The 21,495-nt window shown below is 74.7% G+C and carries 17 protein-coding genes; 9 read left to right on the forward strand and 8 right to left on the reverse strand.

Annotated elements, in window-relative coordinates; all coding sequences use genetic code 11:
- Positions 1-107: 107 nt before the first annotated feature.
- The 7 genes from ACIQUQ_RS17640 (at position 108) to ACIQUQ_RS17670 (ending at position 8,357) form a co-directional block, all read left to right on the forward strand.
- Entirely contained in the window at positions 108-1,727 is a 1,620-nt protein-coding gene (locus tag ACIQUQ_RS17640; RefSeq protein WP_403976592.1) for a dynamin family protein, read from the forward strand.
- Positions 1,728-1,740: 13 nt separating this feature from the next.
- Complete coding sequence (locus tag ACIQUQ_RS17645; protein ID WP_403976652.1) at positions 1,741-3,528, forward strand: GTPase; 1,788 nt, start codon at positions 1,741-1,743, stop codon at positions 3,526-3,528.
- Positions 3,529-3,646: 118 nt separating this feature from the next.
- On the forward strand, positions 3,647-4,051 hold the full coding sequence (locus tag ACIQUQ_RS17650; protein ID WP_403976594.1) for a single-stranded DNA-binding protein: 405 nt from the start codon (positions 3,647-3,649) through the stop codon (positions 4,049-4,051).
- Positions 4,052-4,251: 200 nt separating this feature from the next.
- Entirely contained in the window at positions 4,252-5,442 is a 1,191-nt protein-coding gene (locus tag ACIQUQ_RS17655) for a TQXA domain-containing protein (RefSeq protein ID WP_403976654.1), read from the forward strand.
- 121 nt (positions 5,443-5,563) lie between these two features.
- Positions 5,564-7,228, forward strand: a complete 1,665-nt coding sequence (ettA, locus tag ACIQUQ_RS17660) for an energy-dependent translational throttle protein EttA (RefSeq protein WP_403976596.1) — start codon at positions 5,564-5,566, stop codon at positions 7,226-7,228.
- Between the two features lie 2 nt (positions 7,229-7,230).
- Positions 7,231-7,662 (forward strand): acyl-CoA thioesterase, encoded by a 432-nt coding sequence (locus ACIQUQ_RS17665; RefSeq protein ID WP_399950550.1) that lies wholly within the window; start codon positions 7,231-7,233, stop codon positions 7,660-7,662.
- Positions 7,659-8,357, forward strand: a complete 699-nt coding sequence (locus tag ACIQUQ_RS17670) for a hypothetical protein (protein WP_403976598.1) — start codon at positions 7,659-7,661, stop codon at positions 8,355-8,357. Before ACIQUQ_RS17665 ends, ACIQUQ_RS17670 begins: the two co-directional genes overlap by 4 nt.
- A gap of 39 nt (positions 8,358-8,396) precedes the next feature.
- On the opposite strand, the gene ACIQUQ_RS17675 is transcribed toward ACIQUQ_RS17670, so the two are convergent.
- Positions 8,397-8,798, reverse strand: coding sequence for a globin (locus tag ACIQUQ_RS17675; protein ID WP_399950555.1), 402 nt, complete (start codon positions 8,796-8,798; stop codon positions 8,397-8,399).
- A 90-nt stretch (positions 8,799-8,888) separates the two neighbouring features.
- Here ACIQUQ_RS17675 and ACIQUQ_RS17680 point away from each other — a divergent pair, with 90 nt between their 5' ends.
- Positions 8,889-9,908 (forward strand): methyltransferase domain-containing protein, encoded by a 1,020-nt coding sequence (locus ACIQUQ_RS17680; RefSeq protein ID WP_403976600.1) that lies wholly within the window; start codon positions 8,889-8,891, stop codon positions 9,906-9,908.
- Between the two features lie 153 nt (positions 9,909-10,061).
- Entirely contained in the window at positions 10,062-10,826 is a 765-nt protein-coding gene (locus tag ACIQUQ_RS17685) for a cytochrome c biogenesis CcdA family protein (RefSeq protein ID WP_403976656.1), read from the forward strand.
- Between the two features lie 81 nt (positions 10,827-10,907).
- On the opposite strand, the gene ACIQUQ_RS17690 is transcribed toward ACIQUQ_RS17685, so the two are convergent.
- From ACIQUQ_RS17690 to ACIQUQ_RS17720, 7 genes are all read right to left on the reverse strand, one after another.
- The gene (locus ACIQUQ_RS17690; protein WP_403976602.1) at positions 10,908-11,360 is read right to left on the reverse strand and encodes an RICIN domain-containing protein; all 453 of its coding nucleotides are present in this window, start codon (positions 11,358-11,360) and stop codon (positions 10,908-10,910) included.
- Between the two features lie 251 nt (positions 11,361-11,611).
- Positions 11,612-12,880, reverse strand: a complete 1,269-nt coding sequence (locus ACIQUQ_RS17695) for an FHA domain-containing protein (protein WP_403976604.1) — start codon at positions 12,878-12,880, stop codon at positions 11,612-11,614.
- A gap of 47 nt (positions 12,881-12,927) precedes the next feature.
- A complete protein-coding gene (locus ACIQUQ_RS17700) occupies positions 12,928-14,292 on the reverse strand; it encodes a VWA domain-containing protein (protein WP_403976606.1) in 1,365 nt (454 codons plus the stop codon).
- A 12-nt stretch (positions 14,293-14,304) separates the two neighbouring features.
- Complete coding sequence (locus tag ACIQUQ_RS17705) at positions 14,305-16,074, reverse strand: protein phosphatase 2C domain-containing protein (protein WP_403976608.1); 1,770 nt, start codon at positions 16,072-16,074, stop codon at positions 14,305-14,307.
- A 3-nt stretch (positions 16,075-16,077) separates the two neighbouring features.
- Positions 16,078-19,113, reverse strand: coding sequence for a tetratricopeptide repeat protein (locus tag ACIQUQ_RS17710; RefSeq protein ID WP_403976610.1), 3,036 nt, complete (start codon positions 19,111-19,113; stop codon positions 16,078-16,080).
- Positions 19,110-20,414 carry a hypothetical protein gene (locus ACIQUQ_RS17715; protein WP_403976612.1) on the reverse strand — a complete coding sequence of 435 codons (1,305 nt, stop codon included), beginning with the start codon at positions 20,412-20,414 and terminating at the stop codon, positions 19,110-19,112. The genes ACIQUQ_RS17710 and ACIQUQ_RS17715 overlap by 4 nt, the downstream gene beginning before the upstream one ends.
- A 51-nt stretch (positions 20,415-20,465) precedes the next feature.
- Positions 20,466-21,491, reverse strand: coding sequence for a glutamate ABC transporter substrate-binding protein (locus ACIQUQ_RS17720; protein WP_403976614.1), 1,026 nt, complete (start codon positions 21,489-21,491; stop codon positions 20,466-20,468).
- Positions 21,492-21,495: the final 4 nt, after the last annotated feature.

The raw sequence follows: 21,495 nt of genomic DNA on the forward strand, positions 1-21,495 counted from the left end.
GTCATCCCATCTGTCCATCGTGTCCGCCCGGAGTCGCGATCGGCGCGCGCAGGGCGTATAAGCTTCAAAAAGACATCAAAAACGGGCATTCTTCGCATGTGGTGACCTTGGATGTTCGGCCTCAGCTGCTCGATGCCCTCTCCGCCCTGCGCGACCGGGTCGCCTCCGTGCGTCTGCCGCTGCCCCTCCCCGGCGCCCCCCGCGCCCGCCAGACCAGAGCCGAGCTGCTCGCGCAGCTCGACGACTACCTCGTACCGCGGCTGAAGGCCCCGGAGGCCCCGCTGCTCGCGGTCGTCGGCGGCTCGACCGGCGCCGGGAAGTCCACCCTCGTCAACTCCCTGGTCGGCCGCCAGGTCAGCGAGGCCGGCGTGCTGCGCCCCACCACCCGCACCCCCGTGCTGGTCTGCCACCCCGACGACCACCACTGGTTCGCCGGCATGCGCGTGCTGCCCGACCTCATGCGCGTCTGGCAGCCGCAGGACGAGGTGGAACTCGTCCCCCTCTCCGAGAAGCCCAAGGCCCTCCGGGCCCCCAAGCCCGCCCCGCGGACCGGCCGCGAACTGCGCATCGAGACCGTCAGCAGCCTGCCCCGCGGCCTGGCCCTCCTCGACGCGCCCGACATCGACTCCCTCGTCGTCGAGAACCGCACCCTCGCGGCCGAACTCATCTGCGCCGCCGACGTCTGGGTCATGGTCACCACCGCCTCCCGGTACGCCGACGCCATCCCCTGGTACCTGCTGCGCACCGCCAAGGAGTACCGCGCGACCCTGATCACCGTCCTCGACCGGGTACCCCACCAGGTCCTCGCCGAGGTCTCCCGCCAGTACGGCGCCCTGCTCACCCGCGCCGGCCTCGGCGACGTGCCCCGCTTCACCGTCCCCGAACTGCCCGAGTCCGCGGGCGGCGGCGGACTCCTGCCCGCCAGCGCCGTCGCCCCCCTGTACGACTGGCTCAGCCACCGCGCCCTGGACCCCGCCGCCCGCCAGCAGGCCGTGGGCCGCACCGCCATCGGCGTACTCGACTCCCTCGGCCGCCGGATGCCCGAACTCGCCTCCGCCGTCGCCGCCCAGCACGCCGCCGCCGTCCGCCTCACCACCGCCGTCGAGGACGCCTTCCAGCGCGAGGGCAAGCGCGTCCGCGCCCGGCTGCAGAACGGTGCCGTCCTCGCCGGGGACGCCCTGACCCGCTGGCGCGGCTACCCCCTCGACACCACGGCCGACGAACTCCTCGACTCCCTCGCCGAGAGCCTGACCGCCCTCCTCCAGTGCGCCGTCGCCGCCGCCGACGAACGGATCACCGGGGCCTGGCGCCGCGAACCCGCCTCCGGGGCCGTCACCCTGCCCTCCCCGGACCACGAGGCGGGCGAGCGGATCGGCATGGCGGTACGCCGCTGGCGCCGCGTGCTCGAAGAACTCGCCGAGGAGGAGGTGGGCCTCATGGACAAGCAGTCCGCCCCCGCCCCCGACGCCGTGGCCGCCCTCCTCGTGGCCGCGCTGCTCGGCGGCAAGCGGGCCCGGGCCGCCGGCGACCGGCTGGCCGAGCGGATCGGCGTACACGCCGCGGTCCGCCTGCGCGACCGGGGCAACGAACTCGTCAGCAGCCACCTCGACAAGGTCCTGCAGGCCGAACGCGACCGCCGGCTGGCCCTCCTCGACGCCCTCGAAGTGACCCCGGAACCCCAGGCCGAGCTGATCGCGGCGCTGTCCGTACTGCAGAAGGAGAGGTGACGCGTTGACCGCCATGACCGACCGCACCGACGACCGCTGGGACGACGGGCTGATCGCCCGCCGCGCCGCCACGGGCGCGGACGGGAACGCGGACGGCGCCCCCGGCGCGGACCTCGACGGCGACCCCGACGAGACCGGCGCCCTGGCCCGCGCCGTCTCCGGGGCCGGCAGCCCGGCCCCCGCGCCCGTCCCCGCCCCCAGCCCCGAGAACCAGGCCCTGCGGGTACGCCTCGACGCCCTCCGGCAGCTCGTCGGCCTCTCCCGCACCCGCCTCGACGGCAAGACCCTCGCCGAGGCCGGCCGGGTCCTCGACGAGGCCGCCGCCCGCCGCGGGCTCTCCCCGCGGCACACCGTCGTCGCCATCGCCGGCGCCACCGGCAGCGGCAAGTCCACCCTCTTCAACGCCCTCGCCGGCGTGCAGATCTCCGAGACCGGGCTGCGCCGCCCCACCACCTCCGCGCCCATCGCGTGCAGCTGGACCGACGGCGCGGCCGGGCTGCTCGACCGCCTGGAGATCCCCGGCCGGCTCCGCCGCAGGCCGCGCGACGGCGGCGACCGCGACGACGCCATGAACGGCCTGGTCCTCATCGACCTCCCGGACCACGACTCGGCCCTCACCACCCACCGCGAGCACGTCGAGCGGGTCCTCGCCCTGGTCGACGCGGTCATCTGGGTGGTCGACCCCGAGAAGTACGCCGACGCCGTGCTCCACGAGCGCTACCTGCGGCCCCTGTCGGGCCACGCCGAGATCACCTTCGTCGTCCTCAACCAGATCGACCGGCTGCCCGGCGAGGCCGCCGACCTGGTGCTCGACGACCTGCGCCGGCTCCTCGACGAGGACGGCATGGCGCTCGGCGAGCACGGCGAGCCCGGCGCCACCGTCCTCGGCCTGTCCGCCCTCACCGGCGAGGGCGTGCCCGAGCTGCGGGAACTGCTGGGCCAGTTCACCCAGGAGCGCGGCGCCGCCACCCGCCGGATCTCCGCCGACGTCGACCGCGCCGCCCTCCGCCTGCGGCCGCTGTACGTGGCCGACGGGCACCCCGAGATCAGCGAGCGCAGCCGCGCCGAGTTCGAGGACCGGCTCGCCGAGGCCGTCGGCGCGCACGCCGCCGGCCTCGCCGCCGAGCGCGCCTGGCGGCGCAACGCCGGCCGCGCCTGCGGCACGCCCTGGCTGCGGCTGTGGCGCTGGTACGACGACAAGCGCACCCCGCAGCTGCTGCGCCGCTCCGCCCCCGAACCGGAACAGCCCGCGGAGGACGAGGTCACCGCCCGGCAGCGGGTGGAACAGGCCGTCCGCACCGTCGCGGACGACGCGGCGTCCGGACTGCCCGAGCCGTGGGCGCTGGCGGTGCGCGAGACCGCGGTGCGCGGCGCCGAGCAGCTGCCCGAGGCCCTGGACGAGCTGGCGGTCACCGCAGGGGTGCCCGCGGGCAAGCCGCCGCGGCCCGCCTGGTGGCCGGCGGCCGTCCTCGCCCAGGCGTCCATGACGCTGCTGCAGATCTACGGCGGGCTCTGGCTGGTGGGGCAGATCGCCGGCGTGCTCGAACCCCGGCTGATGCCGCCCGTCCTGCTGATGGTCGCCGGCATCGTCGGGGGTCCCCTGGTCGAGTGGATGTGCACCGTCGCCGCGCGCGGCCCCGCGCGCCGGTACGGGCAGGAGGCCGAGCGGCGGCTGCGGCAGGCGGCCGCCGGCTGCGGCCGGGCCCGGGTGCTGGAGCCCGTCGCGGCGGAGCTGCTGCGGTACCAGGAGGTGCGCGAGCAGTTCGCGACGGTGGCGCGGTTGTCCACAACCGGCCGGTAGTCCACAGGCTCCGGCGGGTTCCCGGGCGCCGGTCCAGCATGGGACCGGACGAGGGAACCGGCCGGAGTGCCGGACGGACTTCCGGACGGAGAGCCGGACCAGGAAGGGGGCGGCCGGGATGAACGACACCCTGGTGACGCTGGTGGGCAACGTGGCGACGCGGATCGACTACCGCGAGGCGCCGACCGGCGCCGTGGCGCGGTTCCGCTTCGCGGTGACCTCGCGGTTCTGGGACCGGCAGAAAGAACTCTGGGCCGACGGGCCCACGAGTTTCTACACGGTGTGGGCGCGCCGGGCGCTCGCCGCGAATCTGGCCGGTTCCGTCTCGGTCGGAGAACCGCTGGTGGTGCACGGAAGACTGCGCGTGAAGGACGAAGAGGAAGAGGACGGCAAGCGCTGGTTCTCGGCGGACGTGGACGCCCTGGCCGTCGGGCACGACCTCAGTCGGGGCACCTCCGCCTTCCGCCGTGTGGTCAAGGGCGAGGGCACGCTGACGGCACCTCAGAAGGCGGCGGTGGTCTGAGTGTTCGAGACCGCTAGGATTCCCCGGTACTCGTGGGCACTTGGGGCTCCGGCCCGAAGGGGAAAACCGTGTCTTTCGCCGTTTCCGCTTCACTTCTTTCAGCATTTACATCTCGTCCGGCAGTTCAGCCTGCTCTGGCGCCTGCGCGGCGGCCGCTCGCCGTGGTGCTGCTCACGGCCGCGCTCGCCGGTTCCGCTTCCATGGCCGGGGCGGGAGCGGCGCACGCCGCCGGAGCGCCCCGCGCCGCGGGTGCCGCGGGTGCCGCCGGCGCCGCGGGTGCGGCCGGCGGGCTGGGTGCGGCCGGCGCGCCGGGAGCGCCCCGGGCCGCGGGTGCCGCCGGCACCCCGCGCCTGGCGCCCACGCCCGCGGCCGGCACGAGCGCCGTGCTGGCCGGGCCCGCAGCCTCCGGCGAGGCCCTCCTGCACACCCCCGACGGGCCGCGCACCGTCCCGGCCGGGCTCAACGAGATGCGGGTCGACGGCGGGGGCACGCTCCAGACGTACGGCGTGGGCATCGCGATCCAGTCCCAGCAGGAGGCGCGGTACGCGGAGACCGCCTGGAGCGGCAGCCCCCTCGACGCCAACAAGGACGCCGGCCGGATCCGCTGGATCCTCCAGCACTCCTATCCCCAGCTGAACGACCTGGCGGGACTCGCCCGGCGGGCCGGGGCCGGCGCGCTGACCGCCGAGACCGCGGCGGCCGGCACCCAGGTCGCCATCTGGCGCCTCTCGGACCACGTGCAGGTGGAGGCGGTGGACCCGGCGGCCGAGAAGCTGGCCGACTACCTCCAGAAGGCCGCCCGCACGCTCGCCGAGCCGCCCGCCTCGCTCAGCCTGACCCCCGTCACCGTCACCGGGACCTCCGGCAGCCGGATCGGGCCCGTCACCGTCCACACAGGCGCCCAGAGCGTCGCCGTCGCCCCGGACGCGGCGGCCCGGGCCGCCGGCGTGCGGATCGTCGGCGCGGACGGCGCCCCGGTCGCCACGGCCGTCCCCGGCGCCCTGCTCTGGTTCGACGTGCCCAAGGGCGCCACGGACGGTGCCGGCGCGGTCACCGTGCAGGGCTCCACCAAGGTCCCGGTCGGCCGGGTGCTGATCAGCGACGGCAGCAGCCAGGCGCAGATCGTGGCCGGCTCCAGCGAATCCGCGGCCACCGCCACGGCCACCGGGGTCTGGGCCCCCACCCGCCTGGCGGCCCGCACCTACGCCGACGCGCTCCCGCTCCCCGCGGCCGAGGAGAGCGCCGACGCCTCCGACACCCGCCTCGCGGCCAGCGGCAGCTCCAGCGCCACCCCCGTGATCGCCTCGCTCGCCGTGGGCCTGGTGGTCCTGGGCGCCGGAGTCGTGTTCCTGCTGCGCAAGCGCCCCACGGACACCGAGTCCCACGAATGATCCACCGGCGCCGGGCACGCCCCGCGGGGGGTGACCGGCGCCATACGGGTTTCCGCCCTGGGATGGACGTACGGCAAGATGGGGTGTATCTGCCCATCATCGATCTGCCGGACGGTTTCTCTTGGCTGAGTTCATCTACACCATGCGCAAGGCGCGCAAGGCGCACGGCGACAAGGTGATCCTCGACGACGTCTTCCTGAACTTCCTGCCGGGAGCGAAGATCGGCGTGGTCGGCCCGAACGGCGCCGGCAAGTCGACCGTCCTGAAGATCATGGCGGGCATCGAGCAGCCGTCCAACGGTGACGCCTTCCTCACGCCCGGTTACAGCGTCGGCATCCTCATGCAGGAGCCCAAGCTCGACGAGTCCAAGACGGTCCTGGAGAACGTCCAGGACGGCGTCGCGGAGATCAAGGGCAAGCTCGACCGGTTCAACGCCATCGCCGAGGAGATGGCCACGAACTACACGGACGAGCTCATGGAGGAGATGGGCAAGCTCCAGGAGGACCTGGACCACGCCAACGCCTGGGACCTCGACGCCCAGCTGGAGCAGGCCATGGACGCGCTGGGCTGCCCGCCCGCCGACTGGCCGGTCACCACCCTCTCCGGTGGTGAGAAGCGCCGCGTCGCCCTCTGCAAGCTGCTGCTCGAGGCCCCCGACCTGCTGCTCCTCGACGAGCCCACCAACCACCTCGACGCCGAGTCGGTGAACTGGCTGGAGCAGCACCTGGCCCAGTACAAGGGCTGTGTCGTGGCCGTCACCCACGACCGGTACTTCCTGGACAACGTCGCCGAGTGGATCCTCGAGCTCGACCGCGGCCGCGCCCACCCGTACGAGGGCAACTACTCCACGTACCTCGAGAAGAAGGCCGAGCGCCTCAAGGTCGAGGGCAAGAAGGACGAGAAGCGCCAGAAGCGCCTCAAGGAAGAGCTGGAGTGGGTCCGCTCCAACGCCAAGGGCCGCCAGGCCAAGTCCAAGGCCCGCCTCGCCCGGTACGAGGAGATGGCCGCCGAGGCCGAGAAGATGCGGAAGCTGGACTTCGAGGAGATCCAGATCCCGCCGGGCCCGCGCCTGGGCTCGATCGTCGTCGAGGTCAACAACCTCTCCAAGGCCTTCGGTGAGAAGGTCCTGATCGACGACCTGTCCTTCACCCTGCCGCGCAACGGCATCGTCGGCATCATCGGTCCGAACGGCGCGGGCAAGACCACGCTGTTCAAGATGATCCAGGGCCTGGAGACCCCGGACGCCGGCGAGATCAAGGTCGGCGAGACCGTCAAGATCTCGTACGTCGACCAGGGCCGCGCCAACATCGACCCCAAGAAGACGCTGTGGGCCGTCGTCTCCGACGAGCTGGACTACATCAACGTCGGCCAGGTCGAGATGCCGTCCCGCGCCTACGTCTCCGCGTTCGGCTTCAAGGGCCCGGACCAGCAGAAGCCGGCCGGCGTGCTCTCCGGTGGTGAGCGCAACCGCCTGAACCTGGCGCTCACCCTGAAGCAGGGCGGCAACCTGCTGCTCCTCGACGAGCCGACCAACGACCTCGACGTCGAGACCCTGTCGTCCCTGGAGAACGCGCTGCTGGACTTCCCCGGCTGCGCCGTGGTCGTCTCCCACGACCGCTGGTTCCTGGACCGGGTGGCCACGCACATCCTCGCCTACGAGGGCGAGTCGAAGTGGTTCTGGTTCGAGGGCAACTTCGAGTCGTACGAGAAGAACAAGGTCGAGCGGCTCGGCCCGGACGCCACCCGTCCGCACCGCGCCACCTACAAGAAGCTGACCCGAGGCTGAGCATGGCCCGTCACCTCTACAGCTGCCCCCTCCGCTGGTCGGACATGGACGCCTTCGGGCACGTCAACAACGTGGTCTTCCTCCGCTACCTGGAGGAGGCCCGGATCGACTTCATGTTCCGGCTGGCACCGGGGAACGGCTCGCAGTCGTTCCAGGGCGGGTCGGTCGTGGCCCGCCACGAGATCGACTACGTCCGGCCGCTGGTCCACCGGCACGCGCCGGTGACCGTCGAGTCCTGGGTGAAGAAGATAGGCGCGGCCTCGCTGGTCATCGCCTACGAGATCAAGGACCCCGAGCAGGTCTACGTACGGGCCGAGACCGTGGTCGTGCCCTTCGACCTGGAGGCCCAGCGGCCCCGCCGCATCACCGAGGAGGAGCGCTCGTTCCTCCAGGAGTACGTCGACGACAGCGCCGAAGGGCGCGCCGCCGCATGACGCTCCGCCTGCGGCTGGCCGACTCGGGGGAGGCGGCGGACCTCGCCGCCTTCCTCGGCCGCCTCGTGCACTACGACCGCGCCGCCGCCGTCCGCCTCCAGGGCGGCGGCGGGGCGCTGGCCGTGTTCGGCCGCCCGCCGTCCTTCGAGGTCCTCGCGATCCGTACGGCCCGGCTCGCCGAGCCCGTGACGCTGGACCTCACCGTCTCCGCCGGCGAGCTGCTCGAATCGGTCGACGAGGCCGCCGGCACCGCCGTGGTGCCCGCGCCCGTCACCGGTCCGCCGTGGGCCGGCGTGCTGCCGCCGCGCGGCGGCTGGCAGCGCATCGCCGGGCTGCCGACGGCCGACGAGATGCGGACCGCCGTCGGCGTGGCCGTGGCGGAGTTCCGGGCCCGGGACGAGGCCCTGCCGGCCGGGTCCAGGACCCGCGCCGAGCGCGACCGGATCGGCCGCGAGATCTGGTCCCGCACCCTGGGCGGGACCGAACTTCCGCTGCGTGCCGTGCACGCCGCGCAGTCCCTGGGCTTCCTGCGCCCGGTACGGGCGGCCGCGGGCGCCGGCACCGGCTCGCCCGAGCCCGGTCCCGTCGCCCTGCTCGCCTCGGGCGGCTGGCTGCGCCTGAGCACGCCGTACGGCTCCGTGGCCCTGCGCCGCCCCGGCGGCGGCCTGGGCGCCCTCCAGGTCCGCCCGGTCTGACGCCCGCCGCCCCCGTACGCCCCCCGTTGCCCGGCCCCGCTACGCGGTGTTGATCATCGAGGCGGCGGCGTAGGTCAGGTACCGCCAGAGCTGCTCCTCGTGCTCGGGCGCCAGGCCCAGCTCGTCCACCGCGTCCCGCATGTGCCCCAGCCACGCGTCGTGCGCCGCCTTGTCCACGACGAAGGGCGCGTGCCGCATCCGCAGGCGCGGGTGCCCCCGGTGTTGGCTGTACGTCGTGGGGCCGCCCCAGTACTGCATCAGGAACAGCGCGAACCGCTCCTCGGCCGGGCCGAGGTCCTCCTCCGGGTACATGGGACGCAGCAGCGGGTCGCCGGCGACCCCTTCGTAGAACCGGCGCACCAGGCGCCGGAAGGTCTCCTCGCCGCCCACCTGCTCGTAGAACGTCTGCTCCGGAAGCGTGCCCTGGGGATTCTCATTCACCCGACCATCGTCTCAGACGCCCGGACGGAGGACCCCCGTCCCAGGACCGCCCCGTTGGCCGGGAACCGCCGGCGGCAGGACAGTGGAGTCATGGGCGCACGGAGCGCGCACCGGACACACAGGGCGCACGAGGCACCGCACGCGGTGGAACGGGAGACGGCGCACGCGGCGCAGGTCCGCGAGCTGGTCGCGGCCGGGGACCTCCGGGACCCCGCCTGGCGCGCGGCCTTCTCCGCGGTGCCGCGGCACGTGTTCGTCCCGTACTACTACACGGGCCGCGGCGCGGGGTACGAGCGGCTGTGGGGCGAGGACCCGGACCCCGAGCGGCGGGCCCGCTGGCTGCGCGGGGTCTACACGGACACCCCGCTGGCCACTCGGCTGCGCGACGGGGAGCTGGTCTCCTCCAGCAGCCAGCCCTCGCTGATGGCCCGGATGCTGACCGCCCTCGACGTCCGCGAGGGGCAGCGGGTCCTGGAGATCGGCGCCGGCACCGGCTACAACGCGGCCCTGCTCTGCCACCGGCTGGGCGACGAGCACGTGACCACCGTCGACCTCGACGAGGAGATCACCGAGTCGGCCCGCGCGCACCTCGCCCTGCTCGGCTACCACCCCGTGGTGGTGACCGGTGACGGGGCGCGCGGCTGTCCCGCCCGCGCCCCGTACGACCGGATCATCGCGACCTGCACGCTGCCTCTGGTGCCGCACGCCTGGCTGGGCCAGTGCGTGCCCGGGGCGCGGATCCTGGCCCCGCTCTCGACCGGGCTGCTGGCGCTGGCGGTGCTCGGCGCGGGCTTCGCGGAGGGGCGGTTCCTGCACACGCCGGTGTACTTCGTGCCGCTGCGCGGCGGGATACGGGGCGTGGCCGCGCCGGAGGTGTCCAGGCCCCCGTACGACCTCCCGTACGACCTGCACGAGGACGACCGGTTCCGGTTCATGCTCGGGCTGACCGGTGCGGCGCTGCACCCGCGCGAGGCGCTGGACCTGTGGCGCGGCGAGGGGCGCCCGGGGCGCGAGCGCTTCGGCGTGACCGTGAACGCCGAGGGGGAGTGGTCCTGGCTGGACGACCCGCAGGGGCCCTACGTGTGGCCGCTCGGGAGCGGGGCCCGCTGAGCCCCGCGGTGCGCCCCGGGGCCCGCACGAAAGGCCCTGAAAGCCCCGTGCCACACTTGTGGGCGAAATGTGCCTGGGAGCCGTGGCCGGGCAGAACGCGGCGGGAAAGAAGGAGGCCCTGTGGTCCTGGCGGCAACCGCCGACTCGGTGGTGATGAACGGTGCCCTGGTGCTGGCCGTACCCGTCGCCCTGCTGGCAGGTCTCATTTCCTTCTTCTCGCCCTGCGTGCTGCCGCTCGTCCCGGGATACCTCGGCTACGTCACCGGCCTGTCCGCCGCGGAGGCGGGCCCCGGCGGCGGCGCGGCCGGTGGAGCCGGCGGGGACGGTGGGGCCAAGCGCGGACGCATGCTTCTCGGGGCGTTCCTCTTCGTCCTCGGATTCTCGGCCCCGTTCATTTCGCAGGGCGCTTTCTTCGGGTATTTCGGCAACACCCTGTCGCAGTACAAGGGGACCCTGGAAATCGTTCTGGGTTCGCTGACCGTGCTGTTCGGCCTGGCGTTCATGGGATTCCTGCCGGGGCTGATGCAGCGCGACATCAGGATCCACCGGAAGCCGGCCGCGGGCCTGCTGGGCGCCCCGGTCCTCGGCTTCACGTTCGGCCTGGGGTGGACGCCGTGCATGGGTCCGACGCTCGGCGCGGTGATGGGGCTCTCCATGGGGCAGGACAGCCCGGGGCGCGGGGCGCTGCTGATGGTGTTCTTCTGCCTGGGACTCGGGGTGCCGTTCATCCTCACCGCACTCGCCTTCCGCCGGTCGATGGGGGCGTTCGGCTGGGTCAAGAGGCACTACAAGTGGGTGCTGAGGATCGGCGGGGGGTTCCTGGTCGCGGTCGGCGTGATGCTGATCACCGGCGCGTGGAGCCAGCTGGTCCTCCAGCTGCAGTCCTGGCTGCCGACGACGAACGCGGTCGGCATCTGAACCGTCCGAGGCACACGCGCAGGGGCCCCGCCGACCTTCCGGTCGGCGGGGCCCCGCGTTTTCACCCGGCTGCCGGAGGCATCAGTTCCAGCGCTGGTTCGCGCCGCCGTTGTCCGGAAGCGTGTAGACCTGACCGCGGGCGTTGCTGTCCAGAACGCGGCCGGTCGCCTTGTTCTTGATGCGCCAGCCGGTGGGGGTCTTCTCCTCCCACCACTTCTGGTAGTTGTTGCCGTCCTTGCAGGGCAGCAGGTAGACGCGGCCCTCGGCGTTGCTGTCGAGACAGGCGTTGCCGGAGCCCTTGTGCGCCTTGAGCTGCCAGGAGCCGTCGCCCTGCTTCACCTCGCGCCAGGCGGGCTCGCTGTAGGACCCGGTGAGCACCATCCCGAACGTGCCCTGGGCCACCATCAGGTACTTGCCCGTCGCGGCGTTCCGCCAGGAGACGTTGCCGTCGGCGAACGCGCTGGTGGCGACGCCGACGGCCAGGGCGGAGGTGGCCGCACCGATGGTGAGGGCGCGGGCCATGGACCTCTTCATGTTCAATTTTCCATTCCCCTCGTTACCGATTCGGGGCAGGGGTCGCTGCTGAGGGTGGTCAGCCCTCAGGCAGGTTTGCATCGAATCGTCCCGCCCCGAAAATGATCATACAGATCTCAGGGATCTGATTGTCTTATTTACGGGAGATGTAGGGGGAATTGGGCATTCCGGCCGGCCCGGGCGGGCGGTCGTGGTGACCGCCCCAGGTGCGGGCCGACCGGGCGCGAAAGCCGGCGCGGCGGCGGTGCCGGCTAGCCGCGCCGGATGGTGATCGTGGTCCAGGCGCCCACGTGCACGCGGTCGCCGTCGCCCAGCGGCACGGGCACGTACGGCTGGATCGGGTCGTCGCCGCCGTTGACCGTGGTGCCGTTGGTGGAGTTCTGGTCCACCACCGCCCAACTGCCGTCCGGCTGCTGCACCAGCACGGCGTGCTGGTGCGAGACGCCCGGGTCCTCCGGCGGCACCGACAGGTCGATGTCAGGGGACTCGCCCGTGGACTGGCGGCGGCGGCCGATGGTGATCTGGCCGCCGGTCAGCGGCAGGTGCTGCTCGGGGGAGTACGCGGGCAGGTTCAGGCCCGCGGCCTCCGGGCCGCTGCGCTGCATCATCGCCATGAAGTACGAGCGGTCCGGCCCGATGGTCGCCGACCAGGCGCCGCCCTGCGCGGGGAACGGTGCCTGCTGGCCGGGGTGCATGCCCTGACCCGGGTGACCCTGCTGTCCCGGGTGGCCCTGCTGGCCGGGGTGTCCGCCCTGGCCCGGGTGGCCCTGCTGGCCCGGGTGTCCGCCCTGGCCCGGGTGGCCCCCCTGGGGGTGCATGCCGGGGCCGGGCGGGGGCACGGTCGCGCCCGGGTGCTGGTGCTGCTGCGGCGGACCCTGCTGGTACGGGGGCTGCTGCGACTGCTGCTGGCCGGGCGGCGGGAGCATCCAGTCGTCGCCGCCGGTCTGGTGCGGGGCGGGCGCGGGGGCCGGCGGGCCCTGGTGGCGCTGCTGGAACGCCCCCGGCGGCGGGCCGGGCTGCTGGTAGCCGCCGTTGGGGTCGCCGTGCAGCGGCTCGGCCGGCCGGTTCACCTGGGAGGGCCGGGAGCCCTGGTAGTCGAAGTGGTCCTGCTGCGGCTGGTAGCCGGGCGGCAGGTTCATGCCGGGACCCGGGCGTCCGCCGGGACCGGGCGGGGGCACGGGGACCCCCGCGCCCGTGCCGTGCGGCGGTACGGGCGAACCGGGGCCGGGACCGCGGCCGCCACCGGGCTGCTGCGGGCTGTACCCGGTGGGCTGGCGGGTCAGGAAGTTGTAGCGGCACTCCTCGCAGAACGGCGCCATGGCCTCGCGGGGGGTGCGGCACTGCGGGCAGAGCTCGGCCTGCATGGTGGCGTCGCCCCCGGGACCCGGGTAGCCGTAGCCGCCGTAGGAGGGCCCCGGCGCGGGAGCCCCCGCGGGCGCACCCGGTCCGGCCATGCGGTGGCCGCAGACCTCGCACCAGTCTTCGGAGACCGATTGGTGTCCGTTCGGGCAGGTCGGCATGTCGGCCCTTCCCCCTCTCCCTGTCCAGCCCCCGTCAGGGCCGCAATTCAGGACTTCTTCACTCGAACGGTCTGCGTCGAACGCGTTTCGAGAGTCATCTCGTCCGCATCCGTGACCTTCGCCTTCAGCCGCACAGTACCGGTCGCGGCGTCGACGACGTCGACCACCTTCGCAAGCAGTTTCGCAGTGTCCTCGTTCCCGGACGCACTCGCCAGTTGTACGGCCCGTCCCAGCTTGGCCGTCGCACCATCGAAATCTCCCGATTTACGGGCTTCCAGGCCCTGCTGGATGGCCCGGGCCAGCTCCGCCTGGCCTGTGTAATGCGCCACTTGCGGGTTCATCGCGGTCGACGCGGCCAGGTCGTCCGTCCACACCGCCCGTACCAGCCCCTGGGACAGCACGACCGGTCCCGCGCCCTCCCCCGCGGGGGCGGGGGCCACCAACGAGGCCCGCGCCGCGAGCATTTCCTGCCCGATCCCGGCGCCGGGTACGCGTACGCCGACGTGGTAGTCGCGGGATTCGTCGCCCCAGGAACCCGTCGGGTAGTCCCCGGCGCGCGGGCCCGCCTCGGTGCGCCGGTCCGTGAGATCGACCACGCTCGGCGCGACCTGCTTCACGAAGAGGACCTCGGCGCCGACCGGCGTCCACAGCCGGAGGGCGACGTCGCCGACCTCCTTGTCCATGGCCCGCGCCATCATCGCGGTGAAGTCGGCCCGCAGGCCCGCCGGGTCGGCGACGATGTCGGCCCGGCCCAGGAGGGCCTCGGCGATGCCGGTGACCTCCTTGACCTCCCAGTCCGTCCCGACGCCGCGGGCGTCACAGGTGAACCTCCCCGCGCAGTGCTCCAGCGCGGCGGCCAGCGCCTCCGGGGTCTCGTGTTCGTTCCGGCCGTCGGTCAGCAGGATCCCGTGCCGGATCGCCGTCCCGTCCGTACCCGCGAACAGGCTCTCGGCCAGCCGCAGCCAGGTGCCGATGGCGGTGCCGCCGCCCGCGCTCAGCCGGCGCAGGGCCTCCTTGGCCGCGGCGCGGGTCTCCGGGCCGGCCACCGCGAGGCGGCCGCCGCCCGGGTAGACGTCCCTGGCCACGTGCGTACCGGCGACCACGGCGAAGGAGGTGCCGTCCCGGAGGGTGTCGACGGCGGCGGCCGTCGCCTCGCGGGCGTTGCGCATCTTCTCCGGCGGGTAGTCCATGGACCCCGAGCAGTCGACCATGATCACGACGGCCGAACCGCCGGCCGGGCCGGCCGTGCCGGCGGCACCCGCGCCGCCGGCGCCGGTCCGGGTGACGCTGCCGCCGCCGGTCGAGGTCACGGTGACGATGGCGCTGACGTCGCGGCCGCCCTCGGGCAGGTACTCGTTCTGGTACACCTCGACGTCGAAGCGCGGAGCGCTCGGCTTGGCGAAGTTGGCCATCGGTTCTGCTCCTCAGGAATGCGGACGCGGGGCCACGGGGAACGGCACGACGGCCACGGTCACGTTGTCGTGCCCGCCGCCGTCGAGGGCGTGGCCGACGAGCACCTGCGCGCTGTGCAGGGGCCGGGCCGCGGCGTCGGCGGGCAGCACCCGCGCCATCTCCTCGGCGCTCTCCGCGTAGTTCCACAGGCCGTCGGTGCAGACGACGACCACGCCGGGCCGGTCGGGCTTGAAGGCGGCGGTGTGCGGTTCGAGTTCGTACGCGTCGGCGCCGAGCCAGCCGGTGATCGCGTGGGCGCGCACGTCGGCGTACGCCTCGGCCTCGCCCATCAGCCCCGCGGCGACCATCTGGGCGGCCCAGGAGTCGTCCTCGGTGAGCCGGGCGGGCGGGGCGGAGCGGTCGTCGGGCACCCAGTAGGCGCGGGAGTCCCCGACCCAGCCGATCACCAGGATGCCGTGGGTGACCACGGCGCCGACCAGGGTGCAGGCGGGGGCGTTCTGGTGGCCGGGGGCGGCGGCGAGCGCGTTGACGGCGTCCGCCGCCGACACGATCGCCTCGTGCATGGCCTGCTGGGGGTGCGCGCCGCGGGGGAGCGCGGACAGCAGCGACTCGTTGGCGGCCGCGGCGGCCGCGGCGGAGGCGTCGTCCGGCCTGCTGGCCGAGGAGACGCCGTCGCAGACCACGGCGACGGTGGCGGTCGTGCCGTCCGGCAGCGCGGTGGCGGCCACGGCGAAGGAGTCCTCGTTGCGGTGGTGCCGCAGGCCGCGGTCGCTCACGGCCGCGACGCTCTCCAGCGACTCCTCCTGGTGGTCCCGCTCGCGCGGCTGGGCGTGCCCGCAGTTCTCGCAGTACCCGTCGGTGTCCACCTGCCCGCTGCGGCAGGCGACGCAGACCCGTGCCCCGGCGGGGCGCGGGACCGTGGCGGGGGCGGGGGCGGGGGCGGGGGCGGGGGCGGGGACGGGCGGTGCGGGGGGCGCCGAGGGCGGCGCGGGCACCTGCACGGGCTCGTGCCCGGGCCCGTCGTACAGCGTCGGCTCGTGCCCGGGGCCGTCGTACAGCGTCGGCGGGTGGTCGGGTCCGTCGGGCAGCGTCGGCGGGTGGTCGGGGCGCGGGGGCACGCCGGGGCCGCCGGTGGCGGCGAACACCGGCCCGCCGTACTCCCCACCCGTGCCGGGCAGCCCGCCTCCGCCGCCGGGAGCGGCGGCGCCGGCCGGGCGGACACCTGCCCCGGCCCCGTGCTCGCCGAACCGGGGGGCAGGGTCACCGAAGTCGGCCCCGGGGGCCGGGGCGTCGAAGTCGTGCCGCGGCTCGCCGGGCACCGGCACTCCGGCCCCGGGGGTCTGGCCGGCGGGGCCGTCGCGGTACGCCGCCGTGCCCTGGCCGGCGGCCTCCCCGTACGCGGTGGAGCCCGCGCCCGGTGCCGGGTGGGCCGGCCAGGACGGATCGCCGAACCCGTGTGCCGTCGGAGCGGCACCGGGGGCCGGTACGCCGGAGCCCGGCACGGGCGGCACGGGCCTGCCGGGGAAGCCGCCCGCGGCCGGTGCGGGCCCGCCGGGGAAGCCCCCGGCAGCCGGTACGGGCCCGCCCGGGTGGCCGCCCGCGGCCGGCGCCCGGCCGCCGTACGTGCCCGGGGCCGTGCCCGGCGCCAGTGGGACCGTCGGACGGTCGGTCGACGGCGCCGCCGCCGTCACGGCACAGCCGCACCGGCCGCAGAAGCGGTCACCCTCCTCCACCGGCTCCTCGCAGCTGGGGCATCCCGACAGCCATGGCATCCGCGACATCACTCACACCCACGTCCGGGGACGGAAACGGTTTGCCCGCTCCACCAGTTCGATCCTCTCCTCGCCACGCTGCGCGAGCCGCGCGAGGACGCGGAACGAGCGCTCAAGGCCGAACCGCAGCCCCCGCTCGTCCAGTTGACTGCCCAGCAGCGAGGCGTGCCCAGGGGCAGCCCCCTGGCTACCCGACAGTACCCAGTCCAGGGCGGAGCCCAGAACTTCGGTGGTCAGGTGCTCCAGCCGCACCGCGTCCAGCCCGAACTGCCGCAGCACCTCGACCTGTCCGGCCGCGGCCGTCAGGTCGTCCAGCAGCGCCTCCCGCGCCACGCGCTCGCGCAGCCGGGCCCGCACGGCCGCCACCCGGGCCGCCGTGTAGTGGATGGACGCCTCCGGTACGGACTCCAGCGCGCGCACGGCACCGGCCCGGTCGCCGGTCGCCAGCCGCACCCGGGCCAGTCCGAACGCGGCGCTCACGAAGCCCGGGTCGGTGACCCACACCAGCCGGTAGTACTCGGCCGCGTTGTCCAGCTGCCCCAGGATCTCCGCGCACAGGCCCAGCGCCAGCTTCGGCGCCGGCTCGCCCGGGAAGGCGTCGTACACGGCGTCGAAGGACAGGGCCGCGGCGGCGTCGTCCCCGGTGGCCAGCGAGGAGACCCCGCGCGCCCACACCACCCGCCAGTCGTCCGGGTGGGCCGCCTCCAGCTCGTCCAGCAGCCGCGCGGCCGCCCGCGCCTCGCCCAGTTCGAGCCGGGCCCGCAGCTCCCGCAGCCGCAGCTCCGCCGATTCGGCCGGTGCGGCCCCGAGCGCGCCCAGCAGCTCCGCCGCGCCCGAGCCCATCAGACCGGCCAGGAAACCGGCGTTCGGGTCCGTCGGGTCCACCAGGGGCAGCGGCAGGGCCAGTGCGTGGCGCACGGCGTCCAGCCGGGCCAGCCCGGGCACCCCGGGAGCGAAGCCCACGGGTTCCGCGGGCTCGGGTGCCCGGGGACCCGGCACGAGGGCGGCGCCGGTCGCGGCCGGCCCGGCAGCGGGTGCCCCCACCGCGTGCGTGGCCGCCGTTCCGATGGACGCCACGGGACCGGCCCCGGGTGCGGCGGCCGCCGGCACCACCGGCACCGCAGCGGGCCGCCCGGCCGGGCCGCCCGTACCCGCGGCCGGCACCTCGCCCGAGCCGGAGCCGGAGCCGAAGCCGGACTTCATACCCGCCCCCGAACCCGCCCCCGAACCGGACTTCGAACCGGAACCCGAACCGGAACCGGCCCCGAGAACGGCACCGAGCACGGACCCCAGAAGCCCGGCACGCCCGCCGCCCTCCCGCGCACCCAGCAGCGACACCTCGGCGGCCCGCTCCGCGAACAGCTCCGTGTCCGGCACCCGCAGTTCGGGGCCGAAGAGCGTGGACAGCTGCGGCCTGGGTTTCCCCGTCTGGAGGGCGACCACCTCCCGCAGCACGCCCGTCAGCTGCTCGGCCATCTCCTGCGCGGAGGCGAACCGGCGCGCCGGATCGGGGTCGGTCGCCCGGACCAGCAGCCGGTAGAAGGACTCGTACCGCCGGAAGACCTCGATGTGCCCGGGATCGGGCAGCGAGTCCACGAAGACGTTGGTGTAGCCCTGGAAGTCGAAGGTCAGCACGGCCAGCGTGCGCGCCACGGTGTACAGGTCCGAGGCCACCGACGGGCCGACCTCCGCCACCTCCGGCGCCTGGTAGCCCACGGTGCCGTAGATCGCCGACTCGTCGTCGTCCATCCGCCGGACCGCGCCCATGTCGATCAGCTTCAGCTGGTCCTGCTGCTGGATGGCGTTGTCGACCTTGAAGTCGCAGTACAGCAGGTTCCGGCTGTGCAGGTGGCCCAGGGCCTCCAGCGCCTCGATCCCGTACGCGCAGGCCTGCTCGACCGGCAGCGGGTCGCGCCGCCCGTCCGGCCGCCGCCGCTCGTTGGCGATCTCCTTCAGGGACTTGCCGCCGACGTACTCCATGACGATGTACCCGTCCAGCGAGCCGGAGCGCTGGTCGAGGTGCTCGACGAAGTTGTAGATCCGGACGATGTTCGAGTGCTCGATCTCCGCGAGGAAGCGCCGCTCGGATATCGCGGCGGCCATCGCGTCCTGGTCCCCGGTGTCCAGCAGGCCCTTGAGCACCACCCACCGGTCCGAGACCGCACGGTCCACCGCCAGGTACACCCAGCCCAGGCCGCCGTGTGCGAGGCAGCCCGCCACCTCGTACTGGCCGTGCACCACATCGCCCGCGCGCAGCTTCGGCACGAAGGAGTACGGGTGCCCGCACTTGGTGCAGAAGCCCTCCGTACGCCCGGGCCGCTCCCCGCGCGCCCGCCCGACCGGAGCCCCGCAGTCCGACCGCGAGCAGAAACGCTTCCGCTCCGGTACCTCGGGGTTCTCCAGCACCGCCGCCGACGGATCGGGCCGCGCCACCTCCGGTACGGACACCAGCCCGGCGCCCAGCCGGCCGCGCGCCGAGGCACCCGAGGCGGAACCCGAACTGCGCACCGACACCGAGCGCGTGGAGCCGCCGGTGCCGGACATGGCGCGCGACAGGCGCCCCGACACCGAACGGCGCGAGCCGGACGACCGGGAGGACCGCGAGGACCGCGCCGAGGCGGAACCGCGACCGGACCCCCGCGACCCGGACGAGCCGTGCGACCCCTGGGAGCCGTGCGAGCCCTGGGAGCCGTGCGAGCCCTGGGACCCCCGGGCCCCGCGCGCCGCGCTGGTCATCCCGGTGGGCATCGTCTCGACCTCGCCGGCACCGGGACCCGGCCCCCGGCCGCCCGACGCACCCGACCGCGCCGAGCCGACCGAGGCACCCGACCGCGCCGAGCCGCCCGACCCGGCGGACCCGGCCGGGCCGACCGCCCCGGCCCCAGGGCCGACCGCCCCGGCCCCCGGGCCACCCGCGGGCGCCAGCCCGCAGGTGTCGCAGTACAGCCCGCCGCCGCCCATGTCCTCGTACGCCCCGGGGCACCCGGGACGCTGACACGCGCCCCCGGCCGCCGCCGCGCCCGACCCGGTCACACCCACCTCGTTCATCGCCCGTCCTCAGGGCCGTACTGCCGGGGCACCAGCACCTCGGCCGCCGCCCGCTGGTACCGCAGCACCGCCTCCTCCGCCGCGCGCAGGTCGCACGGCGCGCTCCACAGCATCCGCCGGGCCGCGTCGTACCGCTCGATCAGCAGCGGGTCCTCGGCCATCCCGTGCCGGGCCACCTTCGCCCGGTACGCGTCCAGCCTGCCCCGCAGCTCCGCCCGCACCGCCAGCGGGGCGGTCACCGCGGTCAGCGAGGCGCGGGCCCGCTCCAGTTCGTCCTCCGCCCGCCGCTCCAGCGACTCCAGCAGCGGCGAGAGCCGGTGCCACTGCGCGTGCCGGCGGTACTCGGCGGCCGCGGCCAGCTGTTCCTGGAGCGCGGTCGGCGGCCCGCTCACCGCGGGCACCTCCGAAGCGGCGATCTTCGCGAGCACCTCCCCGCGCGCCGTGCGCGCCTCGGCCAGCGTCCGGTCGGCCCGCGACAGCAGGTCGCGCAGGCCGATCAGCCGCCGCTCGGCGTCCTGCCGGACCAGCAGCACCGCCTCGATCTCCCGGCGCACGTCCTCCAGGGCACGCGCAGCCCGGTCGTACCGCACGGTGTCGGGACGGCCGCCGCCCGGCGCCGAACTGCCCGGCGCCGGCTGCCAGAAGGCCAGCGGGTCCGTGATCACCTCGGCCCGCAGCGAGGTCAGCTCCTCGGTGATCGCCTCCAGGTCGTCCCCCGAGGGGTGCTCGCCCGGCCGTACGCCCACCGAGTGCGCCAGCGAGCGGGTCCTGCGCAGCTCGGCCGCGAGCAGGTCGATGCGGGCCGGCAGCGCCGACCACACCGCGTCCGCCGCGACCACCGTGTCCAGCGACTCCGCGTACAGCTCGTTCATCCGCGCCACCAGCCCGGCGAGGCTGAACCGCTCGGCCAGCGCCGAGCCCTCCACGCCCGCGCCCGGCACCGTCACGCTCCGCCCGCGCAGCCGCTCCGTCAGCTCCGCCAGGTCCTCGCGCGAGGCCCAGCGGCGGCGCGCCCGCGCGTCCCTGGCCGCGGTCAGGGCCGCCGTGTACGCGTCGAAGTGGTTCCACAGCAGCGAGATCCGGGCGTCGGTGACCGCCCACCGCTCCTTGGTGTGACCGGTCAGCTCGGCGCCCTCCAGGAGCCGGCGGCCCGCGTGGTCCTGGAGCGCCAGCAGCGAGGTCTCGACGGCCTCGTGCTCGGCGCCCAGCCGGGCCAGCGCACGGTCCACCTCGTCACGGTCCATCACCGGACCGCCCGGCCCGTCATCGGAGCCGGGGAAGCCGGCAGCCGTGCCGCCCATCGATGCCCTCTCTGCCGTCGCCTCGCCCCATGAGCCGTCCCATGAGACCGGTCAGCCCCGGTACTTCGGCGCCGGGGGCGCCGTGATGTCGGGGAGGTCGGCCGCCAGCCACTTGCGGTAGGCCGCCATCCAGGGGCTGTTCGCACCGCCCTGGCGGTACCCGTCGAGGACCTTGTTGACCCTCCGTACCAAGTCACTCGCGTCCTTGTTCATCGCCACGCCGTAGAACTCCGTGGCGAACGGCTGTCCTACCAGCTTCACCGAGGGGTCCTGCGCGGCCAGGCCGGCCGCCAGCGCGTTGTCCGTGACCATGCCGTCCACCTCGCCCAGCTGCAGCCTGACCAGGCAGTCCAGCTGGTTCGGCACGGTCCGCGAGATGTCCGCGCCGAAGGACTTGGCCTTCAGCTGCGTCTCCGCCGTCGAGCCGCTCGCCGAGCAGATCCGGCGGCCCTTGAGCGAGGCGTCGTACCCGGTGATCGGGGAGCCCTTCGGGACCAGCACCTGGGGGCCGGTCTCGAAGTACGCGGTGGAGAAGGCGACCTCCTCCAGCCGCTTGCAGTTGATCGTCATGGTCCTGACGACCACGTCGACCCGGCCCTCCTTCAGCGCGGGGATCCGCTGGCTGGTCGGGATCGCCCGGTAGATCACCGCGTCCTCGTCGCCCAGGATCTCCCGGGCGATGGCCTTCACCAGGTCGATGTCGAAGCCCTCCAGCTGCCCGGTGGCGGGGTTGCGGTAGCCCCAGCGGTAGCTGTTCTGGTCCACGCCGGCGACCAGCTTGCCCGCCGCCTTGATCCGCGCGATCGTCGGGCCGTCCGCCCCGGACGGGGTCAGGCTGGCCTCCGGCTCCCGGCAGGTGTCGGCGGCCGGCGCGGCCGGCCGCCCGGCCGTGCCCTGTGCCACCGAGGCGGCCGGCGCGCCGTGCGCGTCCGGGTGCCGGGACAGCGGTACGAGCACCGCCGCGGCCGTCAGCGCGCAGGCGACGGCCATGCCGGTCACCCCGCCCCAGCCGCGCAGCCGTCCGGCCCGCACCTTCTCGCGCCCGTCCGCCGCGCGCCCGCCCCGCCCTATCGGCATCCGC

It is taken from the genome of Streptomyces sp. NPDC101118 (genome assembly GCF_044759445.1).
Classification (GTDB): Bacteria; Actinomycetota; Actinomycetes; order Streptomycetales; family Streptomycetaceae; genus Streptomyces.

What these genes read in the sequence shown, in the direction of transcription:
- ACIQUQ_RS17645 (WP_403976652.1), top strand. Translation starts at nt 1,741, where the DNA reads ATGACCGACCGCACCGACGACCGCTGGGACGACGGGCTGATCGCCCGC.
- ACIQUQ_RS17670 (WP_403976598.1), top strand. Translation starts at nt 7,659, where the DNA reads ATGACGCTCCGCCTGCGGCTGGCCGACTCGGGGGAGGCGGCGGACCTC.
- ACIQUQ_RS17700 (WP_403976606.1), bottom strand. Translation starts at nt 14,292, where the DNA reads ATGGCCAACTTCGCCAAGCCGAGCGCTCCGCGCTTCGACGTCGAGGTG.
- ACIQUQ_RS17655 (WP_403976654.1), top strand. Translation starts at nt 4,252, where the DNA reads ATGGCCGGGGCGGGAGCGGCGCACGCCGCCGGAGCGCCCCGCGCCGCG.
- ACIQUQ_RS17710 (WP_403976610.1), bottom strand. Translation starts at nt 19,113, where the DNA reads ATGAACGAGGTGGGTGTGACCGGGTCGGGCGCGGCGGCGGCCGGGGGC.
- ACIQUQ_RS17650 (WP_403976594.1), top strand. Translation starts at nt 3,647, where the DNA reads ATGAACGACACCCTGGTGACGCTGGTGGGCAACGTGGCGACGCGGATC.
- ACIQUQ_RS17665 (WP_399950550.1), top strand. Translation starts at nt 7,231, where the DNA reads ATGGCCCGTCACCTCTACAGCTGCCCCCTCCGCTGGTCGGACATGGAC.
- ACIQUQ_RS17685 (WP_403976656.1), top strand. Translation starts at nt 10,062, where the DNA reads ATGAACGGTGCCCTGGTGCTGGCCGTACCCGTCGCCCTGCTGGCAGGT.
- ACIQUQ_RS17680 (WP_403976600.1), top strand. Translation starts at nt 8,889, where the DNA reads ATGGGCGCACGGAGCGCGCACCGGACACACAGGGCGCACGAGGCACCG.
- ACIQUQ_RS17690 (WP_403976602.1), bottom strand. Translation starts at nt 11,360, where the DNA reads ATGAAGAGGTCCATGGCCCGCGCCCTCACCATCGGTGCGGCCACCTCC.
- ACIQUQ_RS17715 (WP_403976612.1), bottom strand. Translation starts at nt 20,414, where the DNA reads ATGGGCGGCACGGCTGCCGGCTTCCCCGGCTCCGATGACGGGCCGGGC.
- ACIQUQ_RS17720 (WP_403976614.1), bottom strand. Translation starts at nt 21,491, where the DNA reads ATGCCGATAGGGCGGGGCGGGCGCGCGGCGGACGGGCGCGAGAAGGTG.
- ACIQUQ_RS17695 (WP_403976604.1), bottom strand. Translation starts at nt 12,880, where the DNA reads ATGCCGACCTGCCCGAACGGACACCAATCGGTCTCCGAAGACTGGTGC.
- ACIQUQ_RS17705 (WP_403976608.1), bottom strand. Translation starts at nt 16,074, where the DNA reads ATGTCGCGGATGCCATGGCTGTCGGGATGCCCCAGCTGCGAGGAGCCG.